The organism is Caldimonas hydrothermalis, from assembly GCF_056746695.1.
The window spans coordinates 281,458-304,793 of the sequence record NZ_JBWQXA010000002.1; the positions used below are offsets into that span (position 1 = coordinate 281,458).

Sequence of the window (23,336 nt, forward strand, 5' to 3'; positions counted from 1 at the left end):
CCTGACGTCGTGAACCTCGAAGACCTCAACCTGCCTCCTGCCGAGCCTCGCAGCGGCCAACGCTGCGGCCTGGTGGCCATCGTGGGCCGCCCCAACGTGGGCAAGTCCACGCTGCTCAATGCCCTGGTGGGCCAGAAGGTGAGCATCACCTCGCGCAAGGCCCAGACCACGCGGCACCGCATCACCGGCGTCCGTACCCTGGACGACACCCAGTACATCTTCGTCGACACCCCGGGCTTCCAGACCCGGCACAGCAATGCGCTGAACCGCACCCTCAACCGCACGGTCCTGTCATCGGTGGCCGACGTCGATGTGGTGCTCTTCGTGGTCGAGGCCGGCCGCTACGGCATGGACGATGCCAAGGTGCTGGCCCTGTTGCCGCAGGACAAGCCGGTGATCCTGGTGGCCAACAAGCTGGACAAGGTGGTGCGCCGTGCCGAACTGGCGCCCTGGCTCAAGAGCATGCAGGAGCGTCATCCCTTCGCCGAATTCGTGCCGCTGTCGGCCAAGCGGCCCGAGGACGTGCGGCGCCTGCTCGGGATCGTGCGGCCCTACCTGCCCGAGCAGGCGTGGTGGTACGACGAGGACACCCTGACCGACCGCAGCGAACGCTTCCTCGTGAGCGAGATGATCCGCGAGAAGCTCTTCCGCCTCACGGGCGACGAGCTGCCCTACACCTCCACCGTGGTGATCGACAAGTTCGAGGAGGAAGGCCGCCTGCGCCGCATTGCCGCGACCATCATCGTCGAGCGCGAGGCCCACAAGGGCATCGTGATCGGCGAAGGCGGCGAGCGGCTCAAGCGCATCGGCATGGAGGCGCGTCTGGAGCTGGAGCGGCTCATGGATGCGAAGCTCTTCCTCGAGCTGTGGGTCAAGGTGCGCTCGGGCTGGGCCGATGACGAGGAGCGGCTGCGCTCCTACGGCTACGAGTAGGCCGCGCGCCGCACCATGGCCACGCGCACCTCGGGCGGCCGGCGGCATGCGCACCGCGTGGCGGGCGAGCCGGCCTATGTGCTGCACCACTACGACTGGAGCGAGTCGAGCCTGATCCTCGACCTCTTCACCCGCCACCACGGCCGTGTGGCGGTGGTGGCCAAAGGGGCCAAGCGGCCGTATTCGCAGTTGCGTCCGGTGCTGCTGCCCTTCCAGCGTCTGTTGGTGAGCTACAGCAGCCGCGACGAGGACGGGGCCGAGGTGCACACCCTGAAGACCGCCGATTGGGCGGGAGGGCTGCCGATGCCCACCGGCGCGGCCCTGCTCACCGGCTTCTACCTCAACGAGCTGCTGATGAAGCTGCTGGCCCGCTCGGACGCCCATCCGCACTTGTTCGACCACTATGCCGCGACCTTGCCGGCATTGGCCGGCGGCGAGGACGCCGGCGTGCAGGCGGCCTTGCGGGCCTTCGAGCTGGCGCTGCTGCGCGAGATCGGCGTGCTGCCCGAGCTGCACACCGAGACCCTGACCCAGCAGCCGGTGCGCGATGCCGCGCGCTATGGTTTGGATGCCGAAGCGGGGGTGTGTTCGGCCAGACCCGGTGAGGCCGGCCTGCGCGGGGACTGGCTGCGCGAGGCCCAGCAGGCCCTGGAGACGGCCGGCGGCGAGCAGGGTTTGGCGGCCGTACAGCAGGTGTGCCGGCGGGCTTTGCCCGAGCTCAAACCGGCGCTGCGCAGCCTGCTTCACTATCATCTGGGCACGCCCGTGCTGCGCACCCGCCAGCTCCTGATGGAACTCCAGCAACCATGATTCTCTCCGGCACCCCGAACGCGCCTTTGCTGGGCGTGAACATCGACCACGTGGCCACGCTGCGCAATGCGCGCGGCGGCCGCTTTCCGGACCCGGTGGCGGCTGCCGAGCTGGCCGTCCAGGCCGGAGCCGACATCATCACCTTCCATCTGCGTGAGGATCGGCGGCACATCCGTGACGACGACGTGCACCGTCTGAAAGCCGCGCTGCACGTGCCGCTGAACTTCGAGGCGGCCGTGACCGACGAGATGCTGGGCCTGATCGAACAGATCCGCCCGGAACATGTCTGCCTGGTGCCCGAGCGCCGCCAGGAGGTCACCACCGAAGGCGGCCTGGATGTGGTCGGACAGTTCGGCCGTGTGCAGGAGGCCTGTGCGCGGCTGGCGGCGGCCGGCTGCCGCGTCTCGCTTTTCATCGGGGCCGACCCGGCGCAGATCGAGGCCAGCGCCCGCGCCGGTGCGCCCTGCATCGAGATCCACACCGGCGCCTACGCCGAGGCCTGGTGGGCCCAGGAGGCGGGCGCGATGCAGTCCGAGCTGACCCGCATCGAGCAGGGCCTGCGCCTGGGGCGCTCGCTCGGGCTGCAGACCAACGCGGGCCATGGCCTGGCGGTGTGGGACCGCCCGGCGCCGCATCCCGGCCCGAGCAGCACTGCGGCGATCGCGGCCCTGCCCGACGTGGCCGAGCTGCACATCGGCCATGCGCTGATCGGCCATGCCGTCTTCGTGGGCCTGCGCCAGGCCATCGCCGACTTCAAGGCCGAAGCCGTGCGGGCGAGGCAGCGCGCGTGATCTACGGCATTGGCACCGACATCTGCGACGTCCGTCGCATCGAGGCGGCCTTGCAGCGCCATGGCGAGCGCTTTGCGCTCAAGGTGCTGGGCCCGCATGAGATCGAGGTCTTTCGCCAGCGCCGCGCCAGGGTGCCCTCGCGGGGCGTGCGCTACCTGGCCACGCGCTTTTCGGCCAAGGAGGCCTTCTCCAAGGCCATCGGCCTGGGCCTGCGCCTGCCGATGACCTGGCGCGCCTGCGAGATCGTCAAGGCACCGAGCGGCCAGCCCGAGATCCGTTTGCATGGCGAACTGGCCGCCTGGTTCGAGGCCCGCCACCTGCGGGCCCACGTGAGCCTGACCGACGAAACCGACTACGCCGCCAGCTTCGTGGTGGTGGAAACGAAGGAGTGAGATGAGCCTGCTGCCCGAGCATGCCCCGGTGGTCCTCGACATCGCCGGCACCGCGCTGGACGACAACGACCGCCGCCGCTTGCAGCACCCGCTGACTGGCGGCCTGATCCTGTTTGCGCGCAACTGGGTCGACCGCCGCCAGCTCATCGGGCTGACGGCCGAGGTGAAGAGCCTGCGCCCGGATGTGCTGATCTGTGTGGACCACGAAGGCGGGCGTGTGCAGCGCTTCCGCACGGACGGATTCACCCACCTGCCGCCAATGCGCCGCCTGGGCGAGTTGTGGATGGACGATGCCCTGCGCGCCACCGAAGCGGCCACGGCCTGTGGCTATGTGCTGGCCTCGGAGCTGCGCGCCTGCGGCGTGGACTTCAGCTTCACGCCGGTGCTGGACCTCGACCATGGACAAAGCGGTGTGATCGGCGACCGGGCCTTCCATCGCGATGCGCGTGTCGCGACGCTGCTGGCCAAGAGCGTGATGCACGGCCTGCTGCTGGCCGGCATGCAGTCGTGCGGCAAGCATTTCCCCGGCCATGGCTACGTGGCGGCCGATTCGCACGTGGACATCCCCGTGGACCGCCGCTCGCTCAAGGCCATCCTGGCCGATGATGCGAAGCCCTACGAATGGTTGAGCACCTCGCTGGCCTCGGTGATGCCGGCCCACGTGATCTATCCCAAGGTCGATGCCTTGCCGGCGGGCTTTTCCCGCCGTTGGCTGCAGGACATCCTGCGGGGCCGACTGGGCTTCACCGGTGCGATCTTCAGCGACGACCTGAGCATGCAGGGCGCCAGCGTGATGGGCGATGCCGTGCAGGGGGCCGTGGCCGCCCTGCGCGCCGGCTGCGACCTGGTGCTGCTGTGCAACCAGTCGGTGGTGGACGGCGGGGCGGCGCTGGACGCCCTGCTGGACGGGCTGTGGGACGCCCGCGAGCGCGGCCAGTGGGCGCCGAGCGCCGACAGCGAGGCGCGGCGGGTGGGCCTGCTGCCCCAGGCCGCTGCGCTGGCCTGGGACGAGCTGATGTATCACGCGCCCTACCAGCAGGCGCTGGCGCGCCTGCCCTGAGCCTCACTGCTGCTGTTGCTGCTGGGCCTGGACGGCCTCGAAGGGCAGGGTGATCTGGGAGAGGTCCTTGCGGGTCTCGACCAGCACCAGCGGGCCCTCGTCCAGCGCCACCACGGGCTTGCGCTCGCGCGGCACGCGGATGGGCTGGGGCGTGTTGGCGATCAGCGCCTGAGCGGCACGCACCTTGTCCGCATCGGAATGCACCCACTCCAGGCCGGCGGAGGCGGCCAGTTCGTGGAGGCTGGACAGCGGCAGCTCATAGTGCGGCACCACCGGCTGAGGATGCGCGGCCGCCACCGGGGCCGACGGTGCGGCGTCCACCGCAGGAGCGGGGGCTTCAGCGGCGGTCGTTTCCACCGGCGCCTCGGTGCCTTCCTGAGGGCGGCGCTCACGACGGTAGCGGTCACGCCCCCGGCCCCGGCGGCCCTCCCCTTGGGCGACATCGGCGCTGGAGGCCTCCTCGGGCGAGGCATCGGCTTGCACCGGTTCGACCGGGGACTCGGGCTCCGCCACGGCCTCGGGGCTCAGGCTGTCCTGGTCGGGTGCCAGGCCTTCCACGCCAGCCTCGCGCTCACGGCGCCCACGACCTCCACGGCGGCGGCGGCGGCCTGCCTCGCGGGGGCCTTCGGCCGAGGCTTCGCCCTGGTCCTGGGGCACGGTGTCGACAAAGGCGGTGCCCTCCTCGGCGTCCGGCGCCGCGGCGGCTTCGCGCTCGGGGCGGGGCGCGTTGCGGCGGCCGTCCTGGCGCGCCTCGCCACGCGCCTCGCTGCTACGGCCTTCGCCGCCGCGTGCGCCGCGCTGCGGCGGGGCTTCGGCGGCCTCGGCACGCGCTTCGCCACTGCGTCCGCGGCTCTCGCCGCGCCCGTCGGCACGTGCGTCGTTGCGGCCGCCCTCACCACGGGCGTCCGCACGCACGTCCCCGCGCCCGCCCCGGCCGTCGCGACGGCCCTCGCCGCGTTCACCCCCGCGGCCGCTGCGGCGTCCTTCGCCTCGACGACCTTCACCACGCTCGGCTTTGCCTTCCTTGGCGGCAGGCTGGGCCTGCGCAGGCGCGGCGGCTGGGGCTGGCGCTTCGGGGCGGCCGGCAAAGAGTTTCTTCAGCCAGCCGAAGAAGCCACCGCTGGCCGGCACAGGGGCCGCCACCGGCGGGGCCGCCGCGGGCGCGGGCGCCGGGGCGGCCGGCTCGGGCTTGGGCGCGGCCACGGGGGCCGGGGTTTCGGGCAGGATGCCCTTGATCACCGGTTCCTGCTTGGAGCGGCCCTTCTCGTTGGCGTCGCGACGACGGGTGATGCCCACCTCATCGTCAGGCTCCTCGATCATCGTATAGCTGGCCTGCAGGTTCTCCAGGCGCGGATCGTCGTGGCGCAGACGCTCGAGCTTGTAGTTGGGGGTCTCGAGGTGCTTGTTGGGCACCAGGATGACGGTGACGCGCTGCTTCAGTTCGATCTTGGTGATCTCGGTGCGCTTCTCGTTGAGCAAGAAGCTGGTCACCTCCACCGGCACCTGCACGTGCACCGCGGCGGTGTTCTCTTTCATGGCCTCTTCCTGCACCATGCGCAGGATCTGCAAGGCCGAGGATTCGGTGTCGCGGATGTGGCCGGTGCCGTTGCAGCGCGGGCAGGTGATGTGGCTGCCCTCGCTCAGGGCCGGGCGCAGGCGCTGGCGCGACAGTTCGAGCAGACCGAACTTGCTGATCGCGCCGAGCTGCACGCGGGCGCGGTCGGGGCGCACCGCGTCGCGCAGGCGCTGCTCGACCTCGCGGCGGTTCTTGGACTCCTCCATGTCGATGAAGTCCACGACGATCAGGCCGCCCAGGTCGCGCAGCCGCATCTGGCGGGCGATCTCGTCGGCCGCTTCGAGGTTGGTGCGGGTGGCGGTTTCCTCGATGTCGCTGCCGCGGGTGGCGCGGGCCGAGTTGACGTCGATGGACACCAGGGCCTCGGTGTGGTCGATCACGATGGCTCCGCCCGAGGGCAGGTTCACTGTGCGCGAGAAGGCCGTCTCGATCTGATGTTCGATCTGGAAGCGACTGAACAGCGGGGCATCGTCACGGTAGCGTTTCACGCGGTGCGCCATCTCGGGCATCACGTGATTCATGAACTGGCGGGCCTGCTCGTAGATGTCATCGGTGTCGATGAGGATCTCGCCGATGTCCGAGGTGAAGTAGTCGCGGATGGCGCGGATGACGAGTGAGGACTCCTGATAGATCAGGAAGGCGCCCTTGCCGGCCTTGGCGGCCTCGTCGATGGCGGCCCACAGCTTGAGCATGTAGTTGAGGTCCCACTGCAGCTCGGCCACGCTGCGGCCGATGCCAGCGGTGCGGGCGATCAGGCTCATCCCCTTGGGGTAGTCGAGCTGGTCCAGGGCTTCCTTGAGTTCCTCGCGGTCCTCGCCCTCGATGCGGCGCGAGACGCCGCCGCCACGGGGGTTGTTGGGCATCAGCACCAGGTAGCGGCCAGCCAGCGAGATGAAGGTGGTCAGCGCCGCGCCCTTGTTGCCGCGCTCTTCCTTTTCCACCTGGACCAGCAGTTCCTGGCCTTCCTTTATGACGTCGGCGATCTTGGCGTTGCGGACGTCGACGCCCTCCTTGAAGTACTGACGCGAGATCTCCTTGAAGGGCAGGAAGCCGTGGCGGTCCTCGCCGTAATCGACGAAGCAGGCTTCCAGCGAGGGCTCGACGCGGGTGACGACGGCCTTGTAGATGTTGCCCTTGCGCTGTTCGCGCCCTTCGATCTCGGTCTCGAAATCGAGAAGCTTCTGGCCGTCGACGATGGCCAGGCGACGCTCTTCCTGCTGCGTCGCGTTGATCAGCATGCGTTTCATGTGCACTCCTTCACCCGAGCGGCCCGCGGGGCCCGCACAGGCACAACCACATGCCGCCACCGGCTCGACGACCGGGGGGCGGCTCAACGATGCACGAGGAACGCAATCAGGAACCGGAAGGAATCGCCCTGGACGGTCGGCGCGGCGGAAGCTTCCGCCGGGTCAGCCGCGTTGGCGCGTGCGAGGAGTGAACTGGACAGCGGACGACGGGCGCCGCTGCGGCCCCGGGCCGGAGGCACCGGACGCCCTCCCGACGCCGAGCCGCGGGACGTGCCGGCGCAACCGCAGGGCCGGTGTCATGCCGCAGCGATGCGGTGGAGGAAGGAGGCCGGAAGGCAGGGTCCGCATGGGATCACTGAACGCAAGGCTGCAGGCGGTGCTTCCGAGATCGGGGCGCGCCGGGGGGCGGGACTGTCTCGCAAGCGGTGCCGGCCTGCGGCCGGAAAACCTTGTTGTTGGGTTCTTGTGTGCGTTGGCTCTGACGCGGGCCGTGTTCACTGCCGTCGGCTCACCTTGGGAGACGACCCGCAGCCACGGGCCCACGCTGCATCAACTCTTGTGGCCACCGACACTCACTCACAGACTGTGCGTGCCGACGGCCGACCCGCCGGCGCTGGGTGTTTGAGAGCCCTCGGACCGCCCCCGCCGGAGCGGGACGGGTAAACTCTTGCAAATCAAACACTTACAACGCAAACGTGGTGCAACAGATTATACGGGCGAAACCGCCGGCTGCGCGCAGCGGTGTGGCGCCGGGGCCCGCGGTGCGCCATGTCGTCGTCGATGAAGCGTCGGCGGGCCAGCGTCTGGACAACTTCCTGGCCAAGACACTCAAGGGGGCGCCCAAGTCGCTCATCTACCGCATCGTGCGCAGCGGCGAGGTGCGGGTGAACAAGGGCCGTGCCACGGCCGACACCCGGTTGGCCCTGGGCGACGAGGTCCGTGTGCCGCCGGTGCGCCTGGCCGCGCGCGGTGAGCAAGCGCTCACGCCGGCGCGCGAGTTCCCCGTCGTCTACGAAGACGAGCACCTGCTCGCCGTGGACAAGCCGGCCGGCGTGGCCGTGCATGGCGGCAGCGGCGTGAGCTTCGGCGTGATCGAGCAGCTTCGCAGGGCGCGGCCGCAGGCGAGGATGCTGGAGCTGGTGCACCGCCTGGACAAGGAAACCTCGGGCCTGCTGCTCATCGCCAAGAAGCGCAGTGCGCTGACGGCCCTGCAGGACCAGTTCCGCAGCCGCGAGACGGGCAAGACCTACGCCGCCCTGGTGATCGGGGCCTGGCCGGCCCACAAGAAGGTCATCGACGTGCCGCTGCACAAATACCTCACCGGCGAGGGCGAGCGGCGGGTGCGCGCTGTTGCCCCTGGTGCCGAGGAGGGGCGGCGCTCGATCACCCTGGTGCAGGTGGTGCAGGCCTTTGCCGACTACACCTTGCTGGACGTGACCATCAAGACCGGCCGCACCCACCAGATCCGCGTGCACCTGGCCCACGAGGGCCATCCGATCGTCGGCGATGACAAATACGGCGACTTCGCGCTGAACCGGGCCTGGGCACGGGGGCAGGCCCTTGCGGGCCACCGCTTCGCCCGCATGTTCCTGCATGCGCGGCGCTTGCGTTTTGACCATCCGGCCACCGGGCAGGCCCTCGAGCTCGAATCGCCCTTGCCGCGCGAATGCGCAGAATTGCTCCAACACCTATGAGCCAGCGACCCCGCCAGTTCGACCTGATCGTCTTCGACTGGGATGGCACCTTGTTCGATTCCACGGCACTGATCGTGCGCTGCATCCAGGCGGCCTGCGCCGACCTGGGCCTGCCCGTGCCCGGCGAGCGTGAGGCCGCCTACGTGATCGGCCTGGGCTTGCACGATGCCCTGCAGCAGGTGGTGCCTGGACTGCCGGTGGAGCTTTATCCCGAGCTGGGTCGGCGCTACCGGCATCATTACTTCGCACAACAGCACGAGCTGGTGCTGTTCGAAGGCAGCCTGGCGATGCTGCAGGCGCTCAAGCAACGCCACCACTGGCTGGCCGTGGCCACCGGCAAGTCACGCCGGGGGCTGGACGAGGCGCTGCGCAGCGTGCAGCTCCAGGGTCTCTTTGACGGCACGCGCACCGCCGATGAGACGGCCTCCAAGCCCGACCCGCGCATGCTGCTGGAGCTGATGCGCGAATTCGGCACTCAGCCCGAGCGCACGCTGATGATCGGCGACACCGTGCACGACCTGCAGCTTGCGGCCAATGCCGGTGCGGTGGGCGTGGCGGTGAGCTACGGCGCCCACGACCCGGCGGCGCTGCGCGAGCTGGCGCCCCGTTTCATTGCCGGCTCGGTGCCCGAGTTGCACCGCTGGCTGGAGGCTCACGCATGAACCCGGGCATCGAGCTGTGCGATTCGCAGGCGCTGTCCGAGCGCGGCAAGGCCGTGCTTTTCGACGTGCGGCTGTGGAGCGAACACGTGCGGGCCTTTGCGCTGCGCTTCGAGGGCCGGGTCGTGGCCTATGTGAACCGCTGCGCCCATGTGCCGGCCGAGATGGACTGGCAGCCTGGCGAGTTCCTCGACGACAGCCGTGAATGGATCATCTGCTCCATCCACGGGGCGGTCTATGACCCGCGCAGCGGCGAATGCGTGGGTGGACCTTGCGCGCGCTCACGCCTGATCGAGGTGCCGGTGGTCGAACGCGACGGCAAGGTCTATTGGTATCCCAGCGACGACGTGCAGCCGGCGTTGACCGACTGAACCCCCTTTGCAGCCCATGCACAACGACGACCCCCCTCTCCATCAGGACTCCATGGAACCCGAGACCCCCCTTCCCACCACCCCGGCCCGAGGGACCGGGGACGAGGCCATCGCCCGTCTGGCCCAGGCCTATCTCGATGACCGGCGGCGCGAGCGGCGCTGGCGCATCTTTTTCCGCCTGGCCTGGCTGCTGCTGGCGCTGGCGCTGCTGGTGCTGCTGTACCGGCAGGGGCTGCAAGCCTCGGCACCGAGCGCGCCGCATACCGCGCTGATCGATGTGCGCGGCGAAATCTCGGCGGATGCGCCCGCCAGTGCGGAGAACCTCATCGCGGCCCTGCGCAACGCCTTCGAGGACAGCGGTGCGCAGGCCGTGGTGCTGCGCATCAATTCGCCCGGGGGCAGCCCGGTGCAGGCCGGCATGGTCAACGACGAGATCGAGCGGCTGCGGCAGCAGCATGGCAAGCCGGTCTACGCGGTGTGCGAGGAGATGTGCGCTTCGGCGGCCTTCTACATCGCCGTGGCGGCCGACGAAGTGTTCGTGGACAAGGCCTCGCTGGTGGGCTCCATCGGCGTGCTGATGGACGGCTTCGGCTTCACCGGGTTGATGGACAAGCTGGGGGTTGAGCGCCGCCTGCTCACAGCCGGCGAGAACAAGGGTTTCCTCGACCCTTTCTCGCCCCAGACCGAGCAGCACAAGGCCTATGCCCAGGCCCTGCTCGACCAGATCCACCAGCAGTTCATTGCCGAGGTGCGTGAAGGGCGTGGTGAACGCCTGAGCAACCAGACCGAGGCCTTCTCGGGCCTGGTCTGGAGTGGCCAGCAGGCCATCGACCTGGGCCTGGCCGACCGCTACGGCAGCCTGGATTACGTCGCTCGCGAGGTGGTCAAGGCCGAGGACATCATCGACTACACGCCGCGCGAGAATGTGGCCGAACGCCTGGCCAAACGCTTCGGTGCCGCCGTGGGCGAGGGCATGGTGGCGGCGTTGCGCGGCGTCGGCGGCCTGCGCTGAAGCGGCGGGCTCAGGCCTTCAGCAGGCCTTTCGTTTCGATGAAGTCGATGACCTGATCGAGGCCTTCGCGGGTCTTGAGGTTGGTCATCACCCAGGGGCGATTGGGTCGCATGCGCGCGGTGTCGGCGGCCATCACGTCGAGGCTGGCGCCCACATGGGGCGCGAGGTCGGTCTTGTTGATCACGAAGAGGTCGCTCTTGGTGATGCCGGGGCCGCCCTTGCGCGGGATCTTCTCGCCGGCAGCCACGTCGATCACGTAGATCGTGAGGTCGGACAGTTCCGGGCTGAAGGTGGCGGCCAGGTTGTCGCCGCCACTTTCGATGAAGACGATGTCGGCATTCGGGAACTTCGCCAGCATGCGATCGACGGCTTCGAGGTTGATGGAGGCGTCTTCTCGGATCGCGGTGTGGGGGCAGCCGCCGGTCTCCACGCCCATGATGCGCTCGGGCTCCAGCGCACCGGCCACGGTGAGCAGGCGCTGGTCTTCCTTGGTGTAGATGTCGTTGGTGACCACCACCAGGTCGTAGTTGTTGCGCATCGTCTTGCACAGCATCTCGACGAGGGTGGTCTTGCCCGAGCCCACGGGCCCGCCCACACCTACACGCAAGGGGGGCAGTTTCTTGGTTCGGCCGGGGATGGCATGCAGGGAGGTGCTCATGATCGGAAGAGTCGGGAGTATTGCTGTTCGTGCTGGGCCGACAGGATGGCCAGCCGGGGGGTGAAGGCCTGGCGGTGCGCGTCGCCAAGCGCAAGCGCGGTGGCCATCACATTGGGAATCTCTGCCGCCAGGCGCGCGAGGATGCGCTGGCCGGCGCTCTGGCCCAGTGGCACGGCCTTGAGGGCCGCCTGCACCATGTTCTCGGCCCAGCCGAAGCCGAAGGACAGCAGGGCCTGTTCGGGTGTGGCGCCCGCCTGGGCAGCCGCCAGCGCGAAAGCCACCGGATAGGTGGGGGCGGGGGACAAGGCGGCCAGCGTGGCAACACGTTCATCGCTTGCGCGGTTGTTCAGCCAGTCCACCAGCGAACGGCCCATCTGTTCGGTCTGCTGGCGCAGCTCGGCCGACTCGCGCGTGTGTCGCACCCAGTCGTTCAGGGCCGTGAGCCGGGCGAGGTCATGGGACTGCCAGGCAGGCACCGCCTGGGCCACCACGGCCGCATCGGCCCGCCCGAGCGCGAGGTGCAGCTGATCGCTGAGCCAGTCACTGGCCTGGGCTTCGTTCGTGACGAGGCCAGCCTCCACCGCCGCTTCCAGCCCTTCGGAGTAACTGAAGCCGCCCACTGGCAAGGCCGGTGAGGCCAGCCACATCAGTTGCAGCCAGGTGGCGGAGGCCGACATCTCAGTGATGGTGGTGGCCGCAGCCGGGGCCGTGCACGTGGCCAGGGTCGTGGGGCGAGTGGGCGTGACCGTCGTGGTCATGTCCATGAGCGTGGCCATGACCACCGGCCGCATAGGCGCCGCCTTCCGGCTCGAAGGGGGCTTGCACCTCGGTGACGATCAGGTGCATCTGGCGCAGCATGTCGGCCAGCACGTGGTCGGGTTCGAACTGCAGATGGTCAGGCTGCAGTTCGAGCTGCACATGGCGGTTGCCCAGGTGGTAGGCCGCGCGCAGCAGGTCGAAGGGCGAGCCGTGTTCGGTGCAGGCGGTCACGCGCAGCACCGGCTGGGGCGCGGCCTCGACGCGGATCAGCGAGCCGTCCTCGGCCACCAGCACGTCGCCGCCACGCACGACGGTGCCGCGCGGCAGAAACACACCCAGGGTGCGGCCCTGGCTGTCGGTGGCCTCGAAGCGGCTCTTCTGGCGCACGTCCCAGTCGAGCGCCACCGTGGCGGCCCGCTTGAGCAGAACGGCAGCCAGGCCCTGGCCCTGAGGAAGGAGTTTGTTGACGGTCAGCATGCCCGCGATGGTACGCCGGTGAGGGTTCAGAACAGGAAGTAGCGCTGCGCCATCGGCAGCACCGTGGCGGGCTCGCAGGTGAGCCACTGGCCGTCGGCATGGACCTGGTAGGTCTGCGGGTCGATCTGCATGCGTGGGGCGTAGGCGTTATGCACCATGTCGGCCTTCTTCACGCTGCGGCAGCCCTTCACGGTGGCCACGGCCTTGCGCAGGCCGTAGCGTTCGGCGGCCCCGGACTGGAAGGCCGAGGAGCTCAGGAAGGTGAGCGAGGTGGCCGACAGCGCTCCGCCGAAGCTGCCGAACATGGGGCGGTAGTGCACGGGTTGCGGCGTGGGGATGGAGGCATTGGGGTCGCCCATCGCGGCGGCGGCGATGAAGCCGCCTTTGAGGATGAGCGAGGGTTTCACGCCGAAGAAGCCGGGCTTCCACAGCACCAGGTCGGCCCACTTGCCCACCTCGATGCTGCCCACCTCGTGCGCAATGCCGTGGGCCAATGCGGGGTTGATGGTGAGCTTGGCGAGGTAGCGCTTCACGCGGGCGTTGTCATGGCGCGCGGTGTCGCCGGGCAGGGCGCCGCGCTGCTGCTTCATCTTGTGCGCGGTCTGCCAGCAGCGCAGGATGACCTCGCCCACCCGGCCCATGGCCTGGCTGTCGGACGAGAACATGCTGATTGCGCCGAGGTCGTGCAGGATGTCCTCGGCCGCGATGGTCTCGCGTCGGATGCGGCTTTCGGCAAAGGCCAGGTCCTCGGCGATGGACGCATCGAGGTGGTGGCACACCATGAGCATGTCGAGGTGCTCGTCGATGGTGTTGACGGTGAAGGGCCGTGTCGGGTTGGTGGAGGAGGGCAGCACATTGGCCTCGCCCACCACCTTGAGGATGTCGGGGGCATGGCCGCCGCCTGCACCTTCGGTGTGGAAGGTGTGGATGGTGCGCCCCTTGAAAGCGGCGATGGTGTCCTCGACGAAGCCGCTCTCGTTGAGCGTGTCGGTGTGGATGGCCACCTGGATGTCGCCGGCTTCGGCCACGCTCAGGCAGTTGTCGATGGCGGCGGGCGTCGTGCCCCAGTCCTCGTGCAGCTTCAGGCCGATGGCCCCGGCTTCCACCTGCTGCTGCAGGGCCTCGGGCCGGCTGGCGTTGCCCTTGCCGAAGAAACCCAGGTTCATCGGGAAGGCCTCGGCGGCCTGCAGCATGCGCTTGATGTTCTCGGGGCCGGGCGTGCAGGTGGTGGCGAAGGTGCCGGTGGCCGGGCCGGTGCCCCCGCCGATCATCGTGGTGATGCCCGAGGTCAGGGCTTCCTCGATCTGCTGCGGGCAGATCCAGTGGATGTGGGTGTCGATGCCGCCGGGCGTGACGATCAGGCCTTCGGCGGCGATGATCTCGGTGCCCGGGCCGATGACGATGTCCACGCCGGGCTGCACATCGGGGTTGCCGGCCTTGCCGATGGCGGCAATGCGCGAGCCCTTGATGCCGATGTCGGCCTTGACGATGCCCCAGTGGTCGACGATGAGCGCGTTCGTGATCACGCAGTCCATCGCGTCCATCGCCCCGGGGCCATTGACACGCTGGCTTTGGCCCATGCCGTCGCGGATGGTCTTGCCGCCGCCGAACTTCACCTCCTCACCGTAGCCGCCGGCGGCCAGGGTGTAGTCCTGCTCCACCTCGATGACGAGGTCGGTGTCGGCCAGGCGCACGCGGTCGCCCACGGTGGGCCCGAACATCTCGGCATAGGCGCGTCGCTGGATCGTGGACATCACAGGTTTCCTTGCACCAGGCCGCGAAAGCCGTAGACGACACGGTCGCCCGCATAGTCGACCAACTCGACCGTGCGTTGCTGGCCGGGCTCGAAGCGCACGGCGGTGCCCGAGGCGATGTTCAGGCGCATGCCGCGCGCGGCGGCCCGGTCGAACTGCAGTGCGCCGTTGGTTTCCGCGAAGTGGTAGTGCGAGCCCACCTGGATCGGGCGGTCGGCGGTGTTCTGCACCACCAGCGTGATCGTGCGCCGGCCCGGGTTCAGGGCATGGTCGGGGCCGTCGGTGAGGAGTTCGCCGGGGATCATGGGGCCTCCGTTGGACGTCAGGCCACGAGGGGCAGCAGCAGCGCGGCGCCGAAGGCGGCCACGGCGCCGCCGGCCAGGCGGGGCCACCAGGCGCTGCGCTCGCGGGTCAGGTGGCCGATCAGCATCCCGACGGCATGCAGCACCACGGTGCCCAGTAGCATGCCCAGCAGGGGGGCGATGGTCCCGTCGCCCGCCAGCTCCAGGCCGTGGGCCAGGCCGTGGAAGAGAGCAAACCCCCCTACCAGGGCACCGCCGGCCAAGGCGGGCAGCCGGGCACGGGTGGCCGCCAGCAGGCCCACCACCAGCAGCGACGCGGCAATCATGGGTTCGATGGCGGGCAGTTCGATGCCACCCAGGCCCAGGCCGGCTCCCACGGTCAGCAGCACGGCAAAGGCCAGGGGGGCGACCCAGACGCGGCGGGCGGTCAAGGCACTCCAGTAGCCCACGGCCAGCATGGCGGCCAGGTGGTCCAGGCCCGTGAAGGGATGGCTCAATCCTTCCAGGAAGCCGTGATGGCTGCCGCCATCGCCCCCCGTGTGGGCCAGGGTCAACAGGGGCAGGCCGGCCAGGGCCAGGGCGGCCAGGCGCAGGGCGAATCGGGTCATGGAGTCCTCCGGAAGCTGTGAGCGCACCAAAAAAAAGCGCTCGAACGTTTTACGCAATGGGTTGGTGCACGGTCACCAGTTTGGTGCCATCGGGAAACGTGGCCTCGACCTGGATGTCCGGGATCATCTCGGGCACGCCCTCCATCACGTCGGCGCGCGTGAGCACGGTCTTGCCCTCGCTCATCAGCGCGGCCACCGACTTGCCGTCTCGGGCCCCCTCCATGATCGCGGCCGTGATCAGGGCCACTGCCTCGGGGTAGTTGAGCTTCAGGCCGCGGGCCTTGCGCCGCTCGGCCAGCAGGGCCGCCGTGAAGATCAGCAGCTTGTCTTTTTCGCGCGGGGTCAGTTCCATGGAGACGCATCTTGCAGGATGAGTGCCAGCCTTGTCACCTGCCGCGCAAGGCTGGTGCGATTCTTGTACGCACCCGGTCGCCATGGACCTCAGCGCCATCCCTTCCGCCCACTCGCCGCCTGCCCCGGGAGCGGTGCAGCGCGTCATCAAGATCCGGCGCGACTACAACGAATGGGTCGCTCGCGAGACCATGGAGGACTACGCGCTGCGCTTCACGCCACGCTCGTTTCGCAAGTGGTCGGAGTGGCGGGTGGCCAACACGGCTTTCGGGGCGGCCTCCTTCCTGATCCTGGAGGCGGTGGGGGCCACGCTGCTGGTGCAGTACGGCTTCATCAACGCGGCGCTGGCCATCGCCGTGACGGGCCTCATCATCTTCCTAGCCGGGCTGCCCATCAGCGTCTATGCAGCGCGCCACGGGGTGGACATGGACCTGCTCACGCGCGGCGCGGGCTTCGGCTACATCGGCTCGACGCTCACCTCGCTGATCTACGCGAGCTTCACCTTCATCTTCTTCGCGCTCGAGGCGGCCGTGATGGCCTATGCGCTGGAGCTGGCCTTTGGCTTGCCACCCACCTGGGGTTACCTGGTGTGTGCCCTCGTGGTGATCCCCATGGTGACCCATGGCGTGACCATCATCAGCCGTCTGCAGGTCTGGACGCAGCCGCTGTGGCTGGTGATGCTGGTGCTGCCCTACTTTTATGTGTTCCACCACAACCCGGGACTGTTGTCGGGGCTTACGTCGTATGCCGGGGAGGATCGCCGAGGAGGGCAGTTCCAGTGGCTCGCCTTCGGGGCGGCGACCACGGTGGGCATTGCGCTCATCACCCAGATGGGCGAACAGGTGGACTACCTGCGTTTCATGCCCGAGAAAACCAGGGCCAACCGCTGGCGCTGGTGGGGTGGATTGCTGATGGGCGGGCCGGGCTGGGTGGTGCTGGGGGTGGTCAAGATGCTGGGCGGCGCCTTGCTGGCCTATCTGGCGCTGTCCCACATGGTGCCGGCTGAGCGGGCCGTGGACCCGAACCAGATGTACCTGGCGGCCTACGAGTACGTGTTTGCTGACTACGGCTGGGCCGTGGCGGCCACGGCACTCTTTGTGGTGGTGTCGCAGCTCAAGATCAACGTGACGAACGCCTACGCGGGCTCGCTGGCGTGGAGCAATTTCTTCTCGCGCCTCACGCACAGCCATCCCGGTCGGGTGGTGTGGGTGGTCTTCAACACCCTGATCGCGCTGATGCTGATGGAGCTCAACGTCTTCCAGGCGCTGGGCGGGGTGCTGGGGCTGTACTCGAACATCGCCATCTCCTGGATCATGGCCGTGGTGGCCGACCTGGTGATCAACAAGCCGCTGGGCCTGTCGCCCAAGGGCATCGAGTTCAAGCGCGCGCACCTGTACGACGTGAACCCGGTGGGTGTGGGCGCGATGGTGGCGGCCTCGGTGCTGTCCATCACCGCGCACTTGGGCTTCTTTGGCGAGATGGCCCAAGCTTTCTCGGCCCTGATCGCGCTGGTGACGGCCGTGGTGGTGTCGCCCCTGATCGCCTGGGCCACAAAAGGGCGCTACTACATCGCCCGGGGCGACAGCCTGTCCCCGGTCGACCCCGGCAGTGAAGGCGGCTACAGCAGGCTGCGTCCCGTCACGCGCTGCGTGATCTGCGAGCGCGAGTACGAGCGGGACGACATGGCGCAGTGCCCGGCCTACCAGGGCGCCATCTGTTCCTTGTGCTGCACCCTGGATGCGCGCTGCAACGACCTGTGCAAGCCACAGGGGCGGCTGTCGTCGCAGTGGTCGGCGGCGCTGCGACGGCTGCTGCCGCGCCGCGCAGCACCCTACATCCAGACCGGCCTGGCGCAGTACCTGCTGCTGATGACGGTGATCGTGCCGGTGCTGGCCGCGCTCTTCGGTTTGCTCTACCACCAGGAGATCCGTACCCTGGGGGAGCAGGCGGCGGCGCTGGGCCCGTCGCTCAAGCTCGCCTTCCTGAAAGCCTATGCCGCGCTGCTGCTGGTGTCGGGCATCGTGGCCTGGTGGCTGGTGCTGGCGCACCGCAGCCGTCTGGTGGCGCAGGAGGAGTCGAACCGCCAGACCGAGGCCTTGATGCGCGAGATCGAATCGCACCGCCGCACCGACGAGGCCCTCCAGCAGGCCAAGCACCAGGCCGAGCTGGCCAACCAGGCCAAGAGCCGCTACATCACCACCATCAGCCACGAGCTGCGCACGCCGCTCAACAGCATCCTGGGCTATGCCCAGCTGCTGGACGAGGACGAGGCCATGCCGGCGCATCGTAAGCAGGCCGTGCGCGTGATCCGTCGCGGCGGCGAGCATCTGCTGTCATTGATCGAGGGCACGCTGGACCTCGCGCGCATCGAAAGCGGCAAGCTGGCGCTGGAGGTCAAGCCCATGCGCTTTCGCGACGGCATGCTCGAGATCGCAAGGCTCTTCGAACTGCAGGCCGCCGGCAAAGGCATCGCGTTCCGCCACGAGTTCGACGCCGGCGTGCCCGAGGCGGTGCGCGCCGATGAAAAGCGTGTGCGCCAGATCCTCATCAACGTCCTGGGCAATGCGGTGAAGTTCACCACCCGTGGCGAGGTGGTGTTCCGTCTGCAGTACGCGCGCGAGATGGCACGCTTCGAGATCGAGGATTCCGGCCCCGGCATGACGGCCGAGGAGATGTCGCGCATCTTCGAGCCTTTCGAGCGGGGTTCGGCGGCCGGTGGCGCCGCGGTGGGGGGGGACGGGGCTGGGGCTGACGATCGCGAAGATGCTGACCGACCTGATGGGCGGCGAGATGACGGTGCGCAGCACCCCGGGCGTGGGCACCTGCTTTTCGATCCGCCTCTTCCTGCCCGAGCTGCGCGCCACGGTGATCGAGGCCGAGATGCCGCGTGCGCTGCGCACCGGCTACCTGGGGCCTCGCAAGCGTGTCCTGGTGGTCGACAACGAGGAGGTCGATCGTGGATTGCTGGTGAGCGTGCTGCAGCCCCTGGGCTTCGAGATCCACCAGGCCGCATCCGGCCACGAATGCCTGGCCGTGTTGCGCCAGATCCAGCCCGATGCGATCTTCATGGACCTGGCCATGCCGGGCATCGATGGCTGGGAAACCCTGAGGCGCATCCGCCAGGAAAACCTGAGCGCCGCACCGGTGGCCATCGTTTCGGCCAATGCCTTCGACAAGGGGTTGGACAACGACGTAGGCATCACGCCCCGGGATTTCCTCGTGAAGCCGGTGCGGGTGGGTGAACTGCTCGACTGGCTGGGCCAGCGCCTGTCGCTGCAATGGGTGGGGGCATCGGAGTCCCCGCTCCAGCCCCTGATGCTCGCCCCGGCACCGCAGACCCTACCGGCGCCTCACCATCTGCGAGGCTTGGCAGACCAGGTGACGCTGGGCTACTACCGCGGCATCGTTCGCGTCCTCGACCAGATCGAATCCGAGCAGCCCCAGTGCACCGCCTTCGTGGCCCGCCTGCGAGGCCTGGCGCGCGAGTTCCAGTTCGACACCATCACCCGCATCATCCAGGACGCCCTCGATGAACACCGCCTCGCCTGACCTGTCTTCCGCCGATGCCGTGGTCCTCGTGGTGGACGATGTGCCCGACAACGTCGCCGTGCTGCACGATGCGCTGGACGAGTCGGGCTACACCGTGCTGGTGGCCACCCATGGCGAAGGCGCGTTGCAGCGAGCCGCCCAGGCGCAGCCCGACATCGTGCTGCTGGATGCGGTGATGCCGGGCATGGACGGCTTCGAGGTGGCGCGCCGCCTCAAAGCCCAGCCCACCACTGCCGGCATCCCCATCATCTTCATGACGGGCCTCACCGACACCGAGCACGTGGTGGCGGCCTTCCAGGCCGGCGGGGTGGACTACGTGACCAAGCCGGTGCGTACCCGGGAGGTGATTGCCCGCATCGCCACGCACCTGCAAGGGGCTCGGCAAGCCCGGCAGGCACACCAGGCCCTGGACGTCTTCGGCCATGCCACGCTGGCCGTTCGCCTGGCCGACGGGCGCATCACCTGGCAGACCCCTCTGGCCCGCCAGTACCTGGAGGCCTATCGCGGCGGCGTGGACGGGTTCCTGGATGCCGAACTGACCGATTGGGTGCGCCAGCAGGCGGAGCAGGCCCGCGCGGCCCACGAGCCTGCCAGCCGCATCCTCGTGCAGGGCACGCGTCGCCTGACACTGGCGCTGCATCACCCCACCGGCGACGGTGAATGGTTTCTGGTGCTGCGCGAAGCCAACGACGCGGTGATGCTCGAAGCCCTGATCGCCGCTTTCCGGCTCACCACGCGCGAGGCCGAGGTGCTGTACTGGGTCGTGCAGGGCAAGACCAACCGCGACATTGGCGACATCCTGGGTGCGAGCCCCGCCACGGTGAAGAAACATCTCGAACATGTCTTCGAGAAGCTTGGCGTCGAGACCCGTACCGCGGCGGCGGGCGTGGCCACCGGCCGTGTGCCGCAGCTGCGGCACCGCTAGGGCGGACGACTCAGAAGGCGTGAACGAACCTCGCCCCTGAAGCGTTGAGCAGTGCATGAGCGCTGCAACGGTTGGGAACGAGGGTGAACAGACTCAGGCGAGCCTGTTCGGTGGTGGTGAGTTGCCGGCCGCAGGCTCGGCGCAGCGGCCGCCGTCGAGCGCGCCGCGCGTGAACGCGAGCAGCGCCTGGCCGCGGCCTTGGCGGCCATGCAGAGGCTGCAGCGCAAGCCCCCACCCGAGCCGAACAAGCCCAAGCCGTCCAAGCGGCGCGGCCGCAGCGCTGCTGCGAGCGCCGCGGGCGGGGGCGCAGCCGCCAAGCCACCGGCCGAACCTGAGGCCGAGCCTCGCGTGAGCACCACCGACGCCGAGGCGCGGGTCATGAAGATGGCCGACGGGGGCTTTACCAAGCTGCAGGCCATCGACGAACTCACCGAGCGCGGCACGCAGCCGGTGCTGCTGCCGCCGCGCAGCCGCAACCCCGACATCGACTGCCTGGCGCCCAAGCACACCGACTCGCCCGCGCAGGCGCAGTGGCGCGAGTTCATGCGCAGCGACTTCGCCAAGGCGTTGTACATCCAGCGCGGGGCGCACGGTCGAGTGCGCCAATGCGCAACTGCGACGACGCGCTCTGCAGCGGTTCAACGTCTGCGGCATGGCCAAGGCACGGGCCGTACTGCTGTGGCACGCCCTGGCGCACAACCTGATGCGCATGCGCAGCCTGAACATCGCCTTGGCCGCCTGAAGCACGGCGCGCCGCGTGCCCTTGGCTGCTACGCTGGCTCGCCACGCCTTCCACACCCTCACAACAGACCCACGCAGCGCTGATGCCGCGCATCGGGCGCTGACTGGTCGCGCAACTGCCGCCATCAGCAGCAATGCGATCACCCCAGGCGATTGGCGTTTCGTTCAAAGCTTCTCAGCTCCTACCTCAGCGCCGCGGCGCGACGCGGGTCTCCAGCGGGGCTGGCTGGTAGTCGGGCAGCAGGCGGCAGCCCGGGCCGAAGCGGGCCTCGTAGGTCTTGCACAGCCGCGCGAGCCCGGCGGGCGTGGGCTTGTCGCCCTCTTGCGCCCAGCGCACCAGGGCGTCGAAAAGCGCTGCATAGGTCGGGTCGCTCAGGTAGCTGTGATCGCGATGATCGCTGAGCACCTGCACCAAGCGAGAAGCCGTGCCGGCGCCCTCCATCGTCCGGCGGAAGGCCGACTGCAGCTCGACGAAGGCGGTCGGGTCGCCGATGCCATGCACCGTCAGCACGGGGATGCCGATCCGGCCGGTCAGGTCGGTGTCGGCGCCGAAGGTGGCCACGGCCCGCGGGTCGGCGCGGTAGCGCAGCACGCCAGCGTTGAGCGCCGCATCATCGGTCGATCCGGTGTAGCGCACCTGCGCGTTGTCGAAAGGGTTCAGGCCGCCGGTACGGTTCTGCACGATGTCCTGGAAATGCCAGGTGGCCCAGTTGAGGTGGGCGATCACCGAGGTTTCCGGGATGCGGATCACGTCCACCACCGTCTTGAGCCTGCTCGCCTGCTCCGGCGTGCGCTGGGCGGCAGGCTTTCGCACACCCAGGCACTCGTCGACACGCGCAGCCAGTTCCGCGCGTGTCAGCTTGCTGTCGACGGGCAGGCCCATCCACAGTGGGTATTGCGGTTCATCGGGCCGTGGGTGGTTGTTGCAAAGGAACTGGTACACCACCCGCAGATCGAGGCGGAAGTCGTAAGAGCGGGTGCCGCCGGCCAGCACACCGCTGGAGAGCAGCACACCGGCATATGGGGAGCGTTGGCCCGGAGCAGCATACATCTCGGCCGCCTTGGCCGCCACGTTGGCTCCCCAGGACTGGCCGTGCAGCAAGGTCAACGTCGGCTGCGCCACATGCTCCACGAAGATGCGGCGCACCCGCTCGGTGTCTTCGGCCGCCGAGCGCACGGCCACGCCACCCTGGCGGAACACGGAGCCTGCCCAGGCGTAACCGGCCCGCACGGTGATGGCCCAGCGCTTGATGTCTTCATCGGCACGGCTGGCCTTGGGTTCGCCCAACGTGGGGCCGCCGTGGGCATGCACGACGAGCATCCGGTTCCAGTCCTTGGGCACGACGATCAGGTAGTGTGCGCCTGCAGAGTCCTGACCACGCAGGCAGCGGGCCTCGGCAGGCACGCCATCGGGGCAGGTGGCGACCGAGGGAGGGGCCTCCTTGCTGGGAGCCGGGGTCTGGGCACATCCGACCAGCAGGGCGGCCACGCCGAATATGAGGATATGGGGCGCACGAGGGCGCGCAGCGAGTGTCATGCCGCTTGTCTCCGGTTAGGTCTTGTCGGGCACCTTCGTCGAGGTGTTCGCAGGTACCTTAGCGGCCTGATGCATGATGGTCAAATATACTGACCATTGATTCTCAAGACGTTCCATATATGGAGACAAGGCTCCTGCGCTACTTCGTGGCGGTGGCAGACGCCGGGCACATGACCCGTGCAGCGGCACAGCTGGGCATCCAGCAGCCTCCGCTGAGCCAGCAGATCCGTGCTCTGGAGGCGCGGCTGGGCATCACGCTGTTCCATCGCCATCCGAAGGGTGTGTCGCTGACGGACGGCGGGCGCATGTTCCTGGCCGAAGCACGGCGCATCCTGCAGGACATCGCGGCGATGGAAGAGCGCATGCAGCGTGTGGCGAGGGGTGAGCGCGGGCGGTTACACATCGCGTTCACTAGCTCGGCCGCTGCGCATGCCTTCACGCCGCAGGCGCTGCGGGAATGCCGCCATCGCTTCCCGGAGATCGAGCTGGTGCTGAGCGAGAACAACGCGGCCGAGATCACCGAAGCGATCGCCGACGGGCGCTTGCACGGTGGCTTCCTGCGGGTGCCCGTGTCGCACCCGGCGGGCGTCAAGCTGCACACCCTGCTGCACGAGGCCACGGTGGTGGCGGTGCCGCTCGACCACCCCCTGGCACGTCGTCGTACCCGCCGCGTGGCCTTGCAGGACCTGGACGGCGAAAACCTCATCCTCGTGCGCCGGCCAGGCGCACCGGGGCTGTACGCGAACCTGCTGATGCGCTGCGCGCAGGCGGGCGTGCAACCGAAGGTGGTGGCCGAGGTGCCGCGCATGATGACCAACCTCAATCTCGTCGCCGCCGGCGCTGGCATCTCGGTGGTGCCCGCGTCGATGCAGGGAGCGCACCCGCATGCGATCCGCTACCTGCCCCTGTCGCCGGAGGCCAGGGTGGATGCCCCCCTGACCCTGGCCTACCGGGAAGCGGACTGCGTGGGCGCCCTGGCCACGTTCGTGGCCTTGGTGGTCGACATCGTGGCGCATGGCCCGGGCAAGATGCCGCCATCGTGAACGTCAAGCCCACCCTGTCTCGTCGTGTCTTCCTGGCAGGGCTCCTGGCAGTCGCCTGGACCCGGTCCGCTTCCGCTGCGCCGCCCT

Annotated in this window: 20 protein-coding genes and 2 pseudogenes; 13 read left to right on the top strand and 9 right to left on the bottom strand. The window is 68.9% G+C overall.

What is annotated here, in order from left to right; translation table 11 throughout:
- Window positions 1-9 precede the first annotated feature (9 nt).
- From era to nagZ, 5 genes are read left to right on the top strand one after another with little or no spacing between them, the layout of a single operon-like run.
- Window positions 10-933: a GTPase Era gene (gene era / locus AC1ECW_RS04695; protein WP_409702762.1), complete on the top strand. Its 924-nt coding sequence runs from the start codon at window positions 10-12 to the stop codon at window positions 931-933.
- A gap of 15 nt (window positions 934-948) precedes the next feature.
- Entirely contained in the window at window positions 949-1,743 is a 795-nt protein-coding gene (gene recO / locus AC1ECW_RS04700; protein WP_409702760.1) for a DNA repair protein RecO, read from the top strand.
- Window positions 1,740-2,534 carry a pyridoxine 5'-phosphate synthase gene (locus AC1ECW_RS04705; RefSeq protein ID WP_409702758.1) on the top strand — a complete coding sequence of 265 codons (795 nt, stop codon included), beginning with the start codon at window positions 1,740-1,742 and terminating at the stop codon, window positions 2,532-2,534. The genes recO and AC1ECW_RS04705 overlap by 4 nt, the downstream gene beginning before the upstream one ends.
- Window positions 2,531-2,926 carry a holo-ACP synthase gene (acpS, locus tag AC1ECW_RS04710; RefSeq protein ID WP_409702756.1) on the top strand — a complete coding sequence of 132 codons (396 nt, stop codon included), beginning with the start codon at window positions 2,531-2,533 and terminating at the stop codon, window positions 2,924-2,926. Before AC1ECW_RS04705 ends, acpS begins: the two co-directional genes overlap by 4 nt.
- A gap of 10 nt (window positions 2,927-2,936) precedes the next feature.
- Window positions 2,937-3,986 carry a beta-N-acetylhexosaminidase gene (nagZ, locus tag AC1ECW_RS04715; RefSeq protein WP_409702778.1) on the top strand — a complete coding sequence of 350 codons (1,050 nt, stop codon included), beginning with the start codon at window positions 2,937-2,939 and terminating at the stop codon, window positions 3,984-3,986.
- 3 nt (window positions 3,987-3,989) lie between these two features.
- Here nagZ and AC1ECW_RS04720 read toward each other — a convergent pair whose 3' ends face one another.
- A complete protein-coding gene (locus AC1ECW_RS04720) occupies window positions 3,990-6,809 on the bottom strand; it encodes an Rne/Rng family ribonuclease (protein WP_481201299.1) in 2,820 nt (939 codons plus the stop codon).
- Between the two features lie 698 nt (window positions 6,810-7,507).
- Between AC1ECW_RS04720 and AC1ECW_RS04725 the strand changes: the two genes are divergently transcribed.
- From AC1ECW_RS04725 to AC1ECW_RS04740, 4 genes are read left to right on the top strand one after another with little or no spacing between them, the layout of a single operon-like run.
- Complete coding sequence (locus AC1ECW_RS04725) at window positions 7,508-8,503, top strand: RluA family pseudouridine synthase (protein WP_481201324.1); 996 nt, start codon at window positions 7,508-7,510, stop codon at window positions 8,501-8,503.
- Window positions 8,500-9,165 (top strand): HAD family hydrolase, encoded by a 666-nt coding sequence (locus AC1ECW_RS04730; protein ID WP_481201300.1) that lies wholly within the window; start codon window positions 8,500-8,502, stop codon window positions 9,163-9,165. Before AC1ECW_RS04725 ends, AC1ECW_RS04730 begins: the two co-directional genes overlap by 4 nt.
- Window positions 9,162-9,533, top strand: a complete 372-nt coding sequence (locus tag AC1ECW_RS04735) for a Rieske (2Fe-2S) protein (RefSeq protein WP_481201301.1) — start codon at window positions 9,162-9,164, stop codon at window positions 9,531-9,533. The genes AC1ECW_RS04730 and AC1ECW_RS04735 overlap by 4 nt, the downstream gene beginning before the upstream one ends.
- A 52-nt stretch (window positions 9,534-9,585) precedes the next feature.
- On the top strand, window positions 9,586-10,545 hold the full coding sequence (locus AC1ECW_RS04740; protein WP_481201302.1) for a S49 family peptidase: 960 nt from the start codon (window positions 9,586-9,588) through the stop codon (window positions 10,543-10,545).
- A 10-nt stretch (window positions 10,546-10,555) separates the two neighbouring features.
- Here the strand turns inward: AC1ECW_RS04740 and ureG are convergent, their stop codons facing one another.
- Genes ureG through AC1ECW_RS04775 form a run of 7 tightly spaced genes read right to left on the bottom strand, consistent with a single transcriptional unit; the run spans window position 10,556 to window position 15,455 of the window.
- Window positions 10,556-11,203: an urease accessory protein UreG gene (ureG, locus tag AC1ECW_RS04745; protein ID WP_481201303.1), complete on the bottom strand. Its 648-nt coding sequence runs from the start codon at window positions 11,201-11,203 to the stop codon at window positions 10,556-10,558.
- A complete protein-coding gene (locus AC1ECW_RS04750) occupies window positions 11,200-11,961 on the bottom strand; it encodes an urease accessory protein UreF (protein WP_481201325.1) in 762 nt (253 codons plus the stop codon). Before AC1ECW_RS04750 ends, ureG begins: the two co-directional genes overlap by 4 nt.
- Entirely contained in the window at window positions 11,882-12,439 is a 558-nt protein-coding gene (ureE, locus tag AC1ECW_RS04755; RefSeq protein ID WP_481201304.1) for an urease accessory protein UreE, read from the bottom strand. The genes AC1ECW_RS04750 and ureE overlap by 80 nt, the downstream gene beginning before the upstream one ends.
- A 26-nt stretch (window positions 12,440-12,465) precedes the next feature.
- The gene (ureC, locus tag AC1ECW_RS04760; RefSeq protein ID WP_481201305.1) at window positions 12,466-14,193 is read right to left on the bottom strand and encodes an urease subunit alpha; all 1,728 of its coding nucleotides are present in this window, start codon (window positions 14,191-14,193) and stop codon (window positions 12,466-12,468) included.
- Window positions 14,193-14,498 carry an urease subunit beta gene (locus AC1ECW_RS04765; protein WP_481201306.1) on the bottom strand — a complete coding sequence of 102 codons (306 nt, stop codon included), beginning with the start codon at window positions 14,496-14,498 and terminating at the stop codon, window positions 14,193-14,195. The genes ureC and AC1ECW_RS04765 overlap by 1 nt, the downstream gene beginning before the upstream one ends.
- Window positions 14,499-14,515: 17 nt before the next feature.
- Complete coding sequence (locus AC1ECW_RS04770; RefSeq protein WP_481201307.1) at window positions 14,516-15,103, bottom strand: HupE/UreJ family protein; 588 nt, start codon at window positions 15,101-15,103, stop codon at window positions 14,516-14,518.
- A gap of 49 nt (window positions 15,104-15,152) precedes the next feature.
- Window positions 15,153-15,455, bottom strand: coding sequence for an urease subunit gamma (locus AC1ECW_RS04775; protein ID WP_409702735.1), 303 nt, complete (start codon window positions 15,453-15,455; stop codon window positions 15,153-15,155).
- An 82-nt stretch (window positions 15,456-15,537) separates the two neighbouring features.
- On the opposite strand from AC1ECW_RS04775, the pseudogene AC1ECW_RS04780 reads away from it, so the two are divergent.
- From AC1ECW_RS04780 to AC1ECW_RS04790, 3 genes and pseudogenes are all read left to right on the top strand, one after another.
- Window positions 15,538-19,003 (top strand): annotated as a pseudogene (locus tag AC1ECW_RS04780) (hybrid sensor histidine kinase/response regulator).
- Window positions 18,984-19,928, top strand: coding sequence for a response regulator (locus AC1ECW_RS04785; protein ID WP_481201308.1), 945 nt, complete (start codon window positions 18,984-18,986; stop codon window positions 19,926-19,928). Before AC1ECW_RS04780 ends, AC1ECW_RS04785 begins: the two are co-directional and overlap by 20 nt.
- A gap of 147 nt (window positions 19,929-20,075) precedes the next feature.
- Window positions 20,076-20,330: pseudogene (locus AC1ECW_RS04790) on the top strand (IS5/IS1182 family transposase); the annotation flags it as partial.
- Window positions 20,331-20,856: 526 nt separating this feature from the next.
- On the opposite strand, the gene AC1ECW_RS04795 reads toward AC1ECW_RS04790, so the two are convergent.
- Window positions 20,857-22,206 carry an alpha/beta fold hydrolase gene (locus AC1ECW_RS04795; RefSeq protein ID WP_409702728.1) on the bottom strand — a complete coding sequence of 450 codons (1,350 nt, stop codon included), beginning with the start codon at window positions 22,204-22,206 and terminating at the stop codon, window positions 20,857-20,859.
- A 119-nt stretch (window positions 22,207-22,325) separates the two neighbouring features.
- On the opposite strand from AC1ECW_RS04795, the gene AC1ECW_RS04800 reads away from it, so the two are divergent.
- Window positions 22,326-23,249 (top strand): LysR family transcriptional regulator, encoded by a 924-nt coding sequence (locus AC1ECW_RS04800; RefSeq protein ID WP_409702726.1) that lies wholly within the window; start codon window positions 22,326-22,328, stop codon window positions 23,247-23,249.
- Window positions 23,250-23,336: the final 87 nt, after the last annotated feature.

Coding starts and splice junctions, on each gene's coding strand:
- recO (WP_409702760.1), top strand. CDS start 949: ATGGCCACGCGCACCTCGGGCGGCCGGCGGCATGCGCACCGCGTGGCG.
- AC1ECW_RS04705 (WP_409702758.1), top strand. CDS start 1,740: ATGATTCTCTCCGGCACCCCGAACGCGCCTTTGCTGGGCGTGAACATC.
- AC1ECW_RS04720 (WP_481201299.1), bottom strand. CDS start 6,809: ATGAAACGCATGCTGATCAACGCGACGCAGCAGGAAGAGCGTCGCCTG.
- AC1ECW_RS04730 (WP_481201300.1), top strand. CDS start 8,500: ATGAGCCAGCGACCCCGCCAGTTCGACCTGATCGTCTTCGACTGGGAT.
- AC1ECW_RS04735 (WP_481201301.1), top strand. CDS start 9,162: ATGAACCCGGGCATCGAGCTGTGCGATTCGCAGGCGCTGTCCGAGCGC.
- AC1ECW_RS04740 (WP_481201302.1), top strand. CDS start 9,586: ATGGAACCCGAGACCCCCCTTCCCACCACCCCGGCCCGAGGGACCGGG.
- ureG (WP_481201303.1), bottom strand. CDS start 11,203: ATGAGCACCTCCCTGCATGCCATCCCCGGCCGAACCAAGAAACTGCCC.
- AC1ECW_RS04750 (WP_481201325.1), bottom strand. CDS start 11,961: ATGACCACGACGGTCACGCCCACTCGCCCCACGACCCTGGCCACGTGC.
- ureE (WP_481201304.1), bottom strand. CDS start 12,439: ATGCTGACCGTCAACAAACTCCTTCCTCAGGGCCAGGGCCTGGCTGCC.
- ureC (WP_481201305.1), bottom strand. CDS start 14,193: ATGTCCACGATCCAGCGACGCGCCTATGCCGAGATGTTCGGGCCCACC.
- AC1ECW_RS04765 (WP_481201306.1), bottom strand. CDS start 14,498: ATGATCCCCGGCGAACTCCTCACCGACGGCCCCGACCATGCCCTGAAC.
- AC1ECW_RS04770 (WP_481201307.1), bottom strand. CDS start 15,103: ATGACCCGATTCGCCCTGCGCCTGGCCGCCCTGGCCCTGGCCGGCCTG.
- AC1ECW_RS04775 (WP_409702735.1), bottom strand. CDS start 15,455: ATGGAACTGACCCCGCGCGAAAAAGACAAGCTGCTGATCTTCACGGCG.
- AC1ECW_RS04785 (WP_481201308.1), top strand. CDS start 18,984: ATGAACACCGCCTCGCCTGACCTGTCTTCCGCCGATGCCGTGGTCCTC.
- AC1ECW_RS04795 (WP_409702728.1), bottom strand. CDS start 22,206: ATGACACTCGCTGCGCGCCCTCGTGCGCCCCATATCCTCATATTCGGC.
- AC1ECW_RS04800 (WP_409702726.1), top strand. CDS start 22,326: ATGGAGACAAGGCTCCTGCGCTACTTCGTGGCGGTGGCAGACGCCGGG.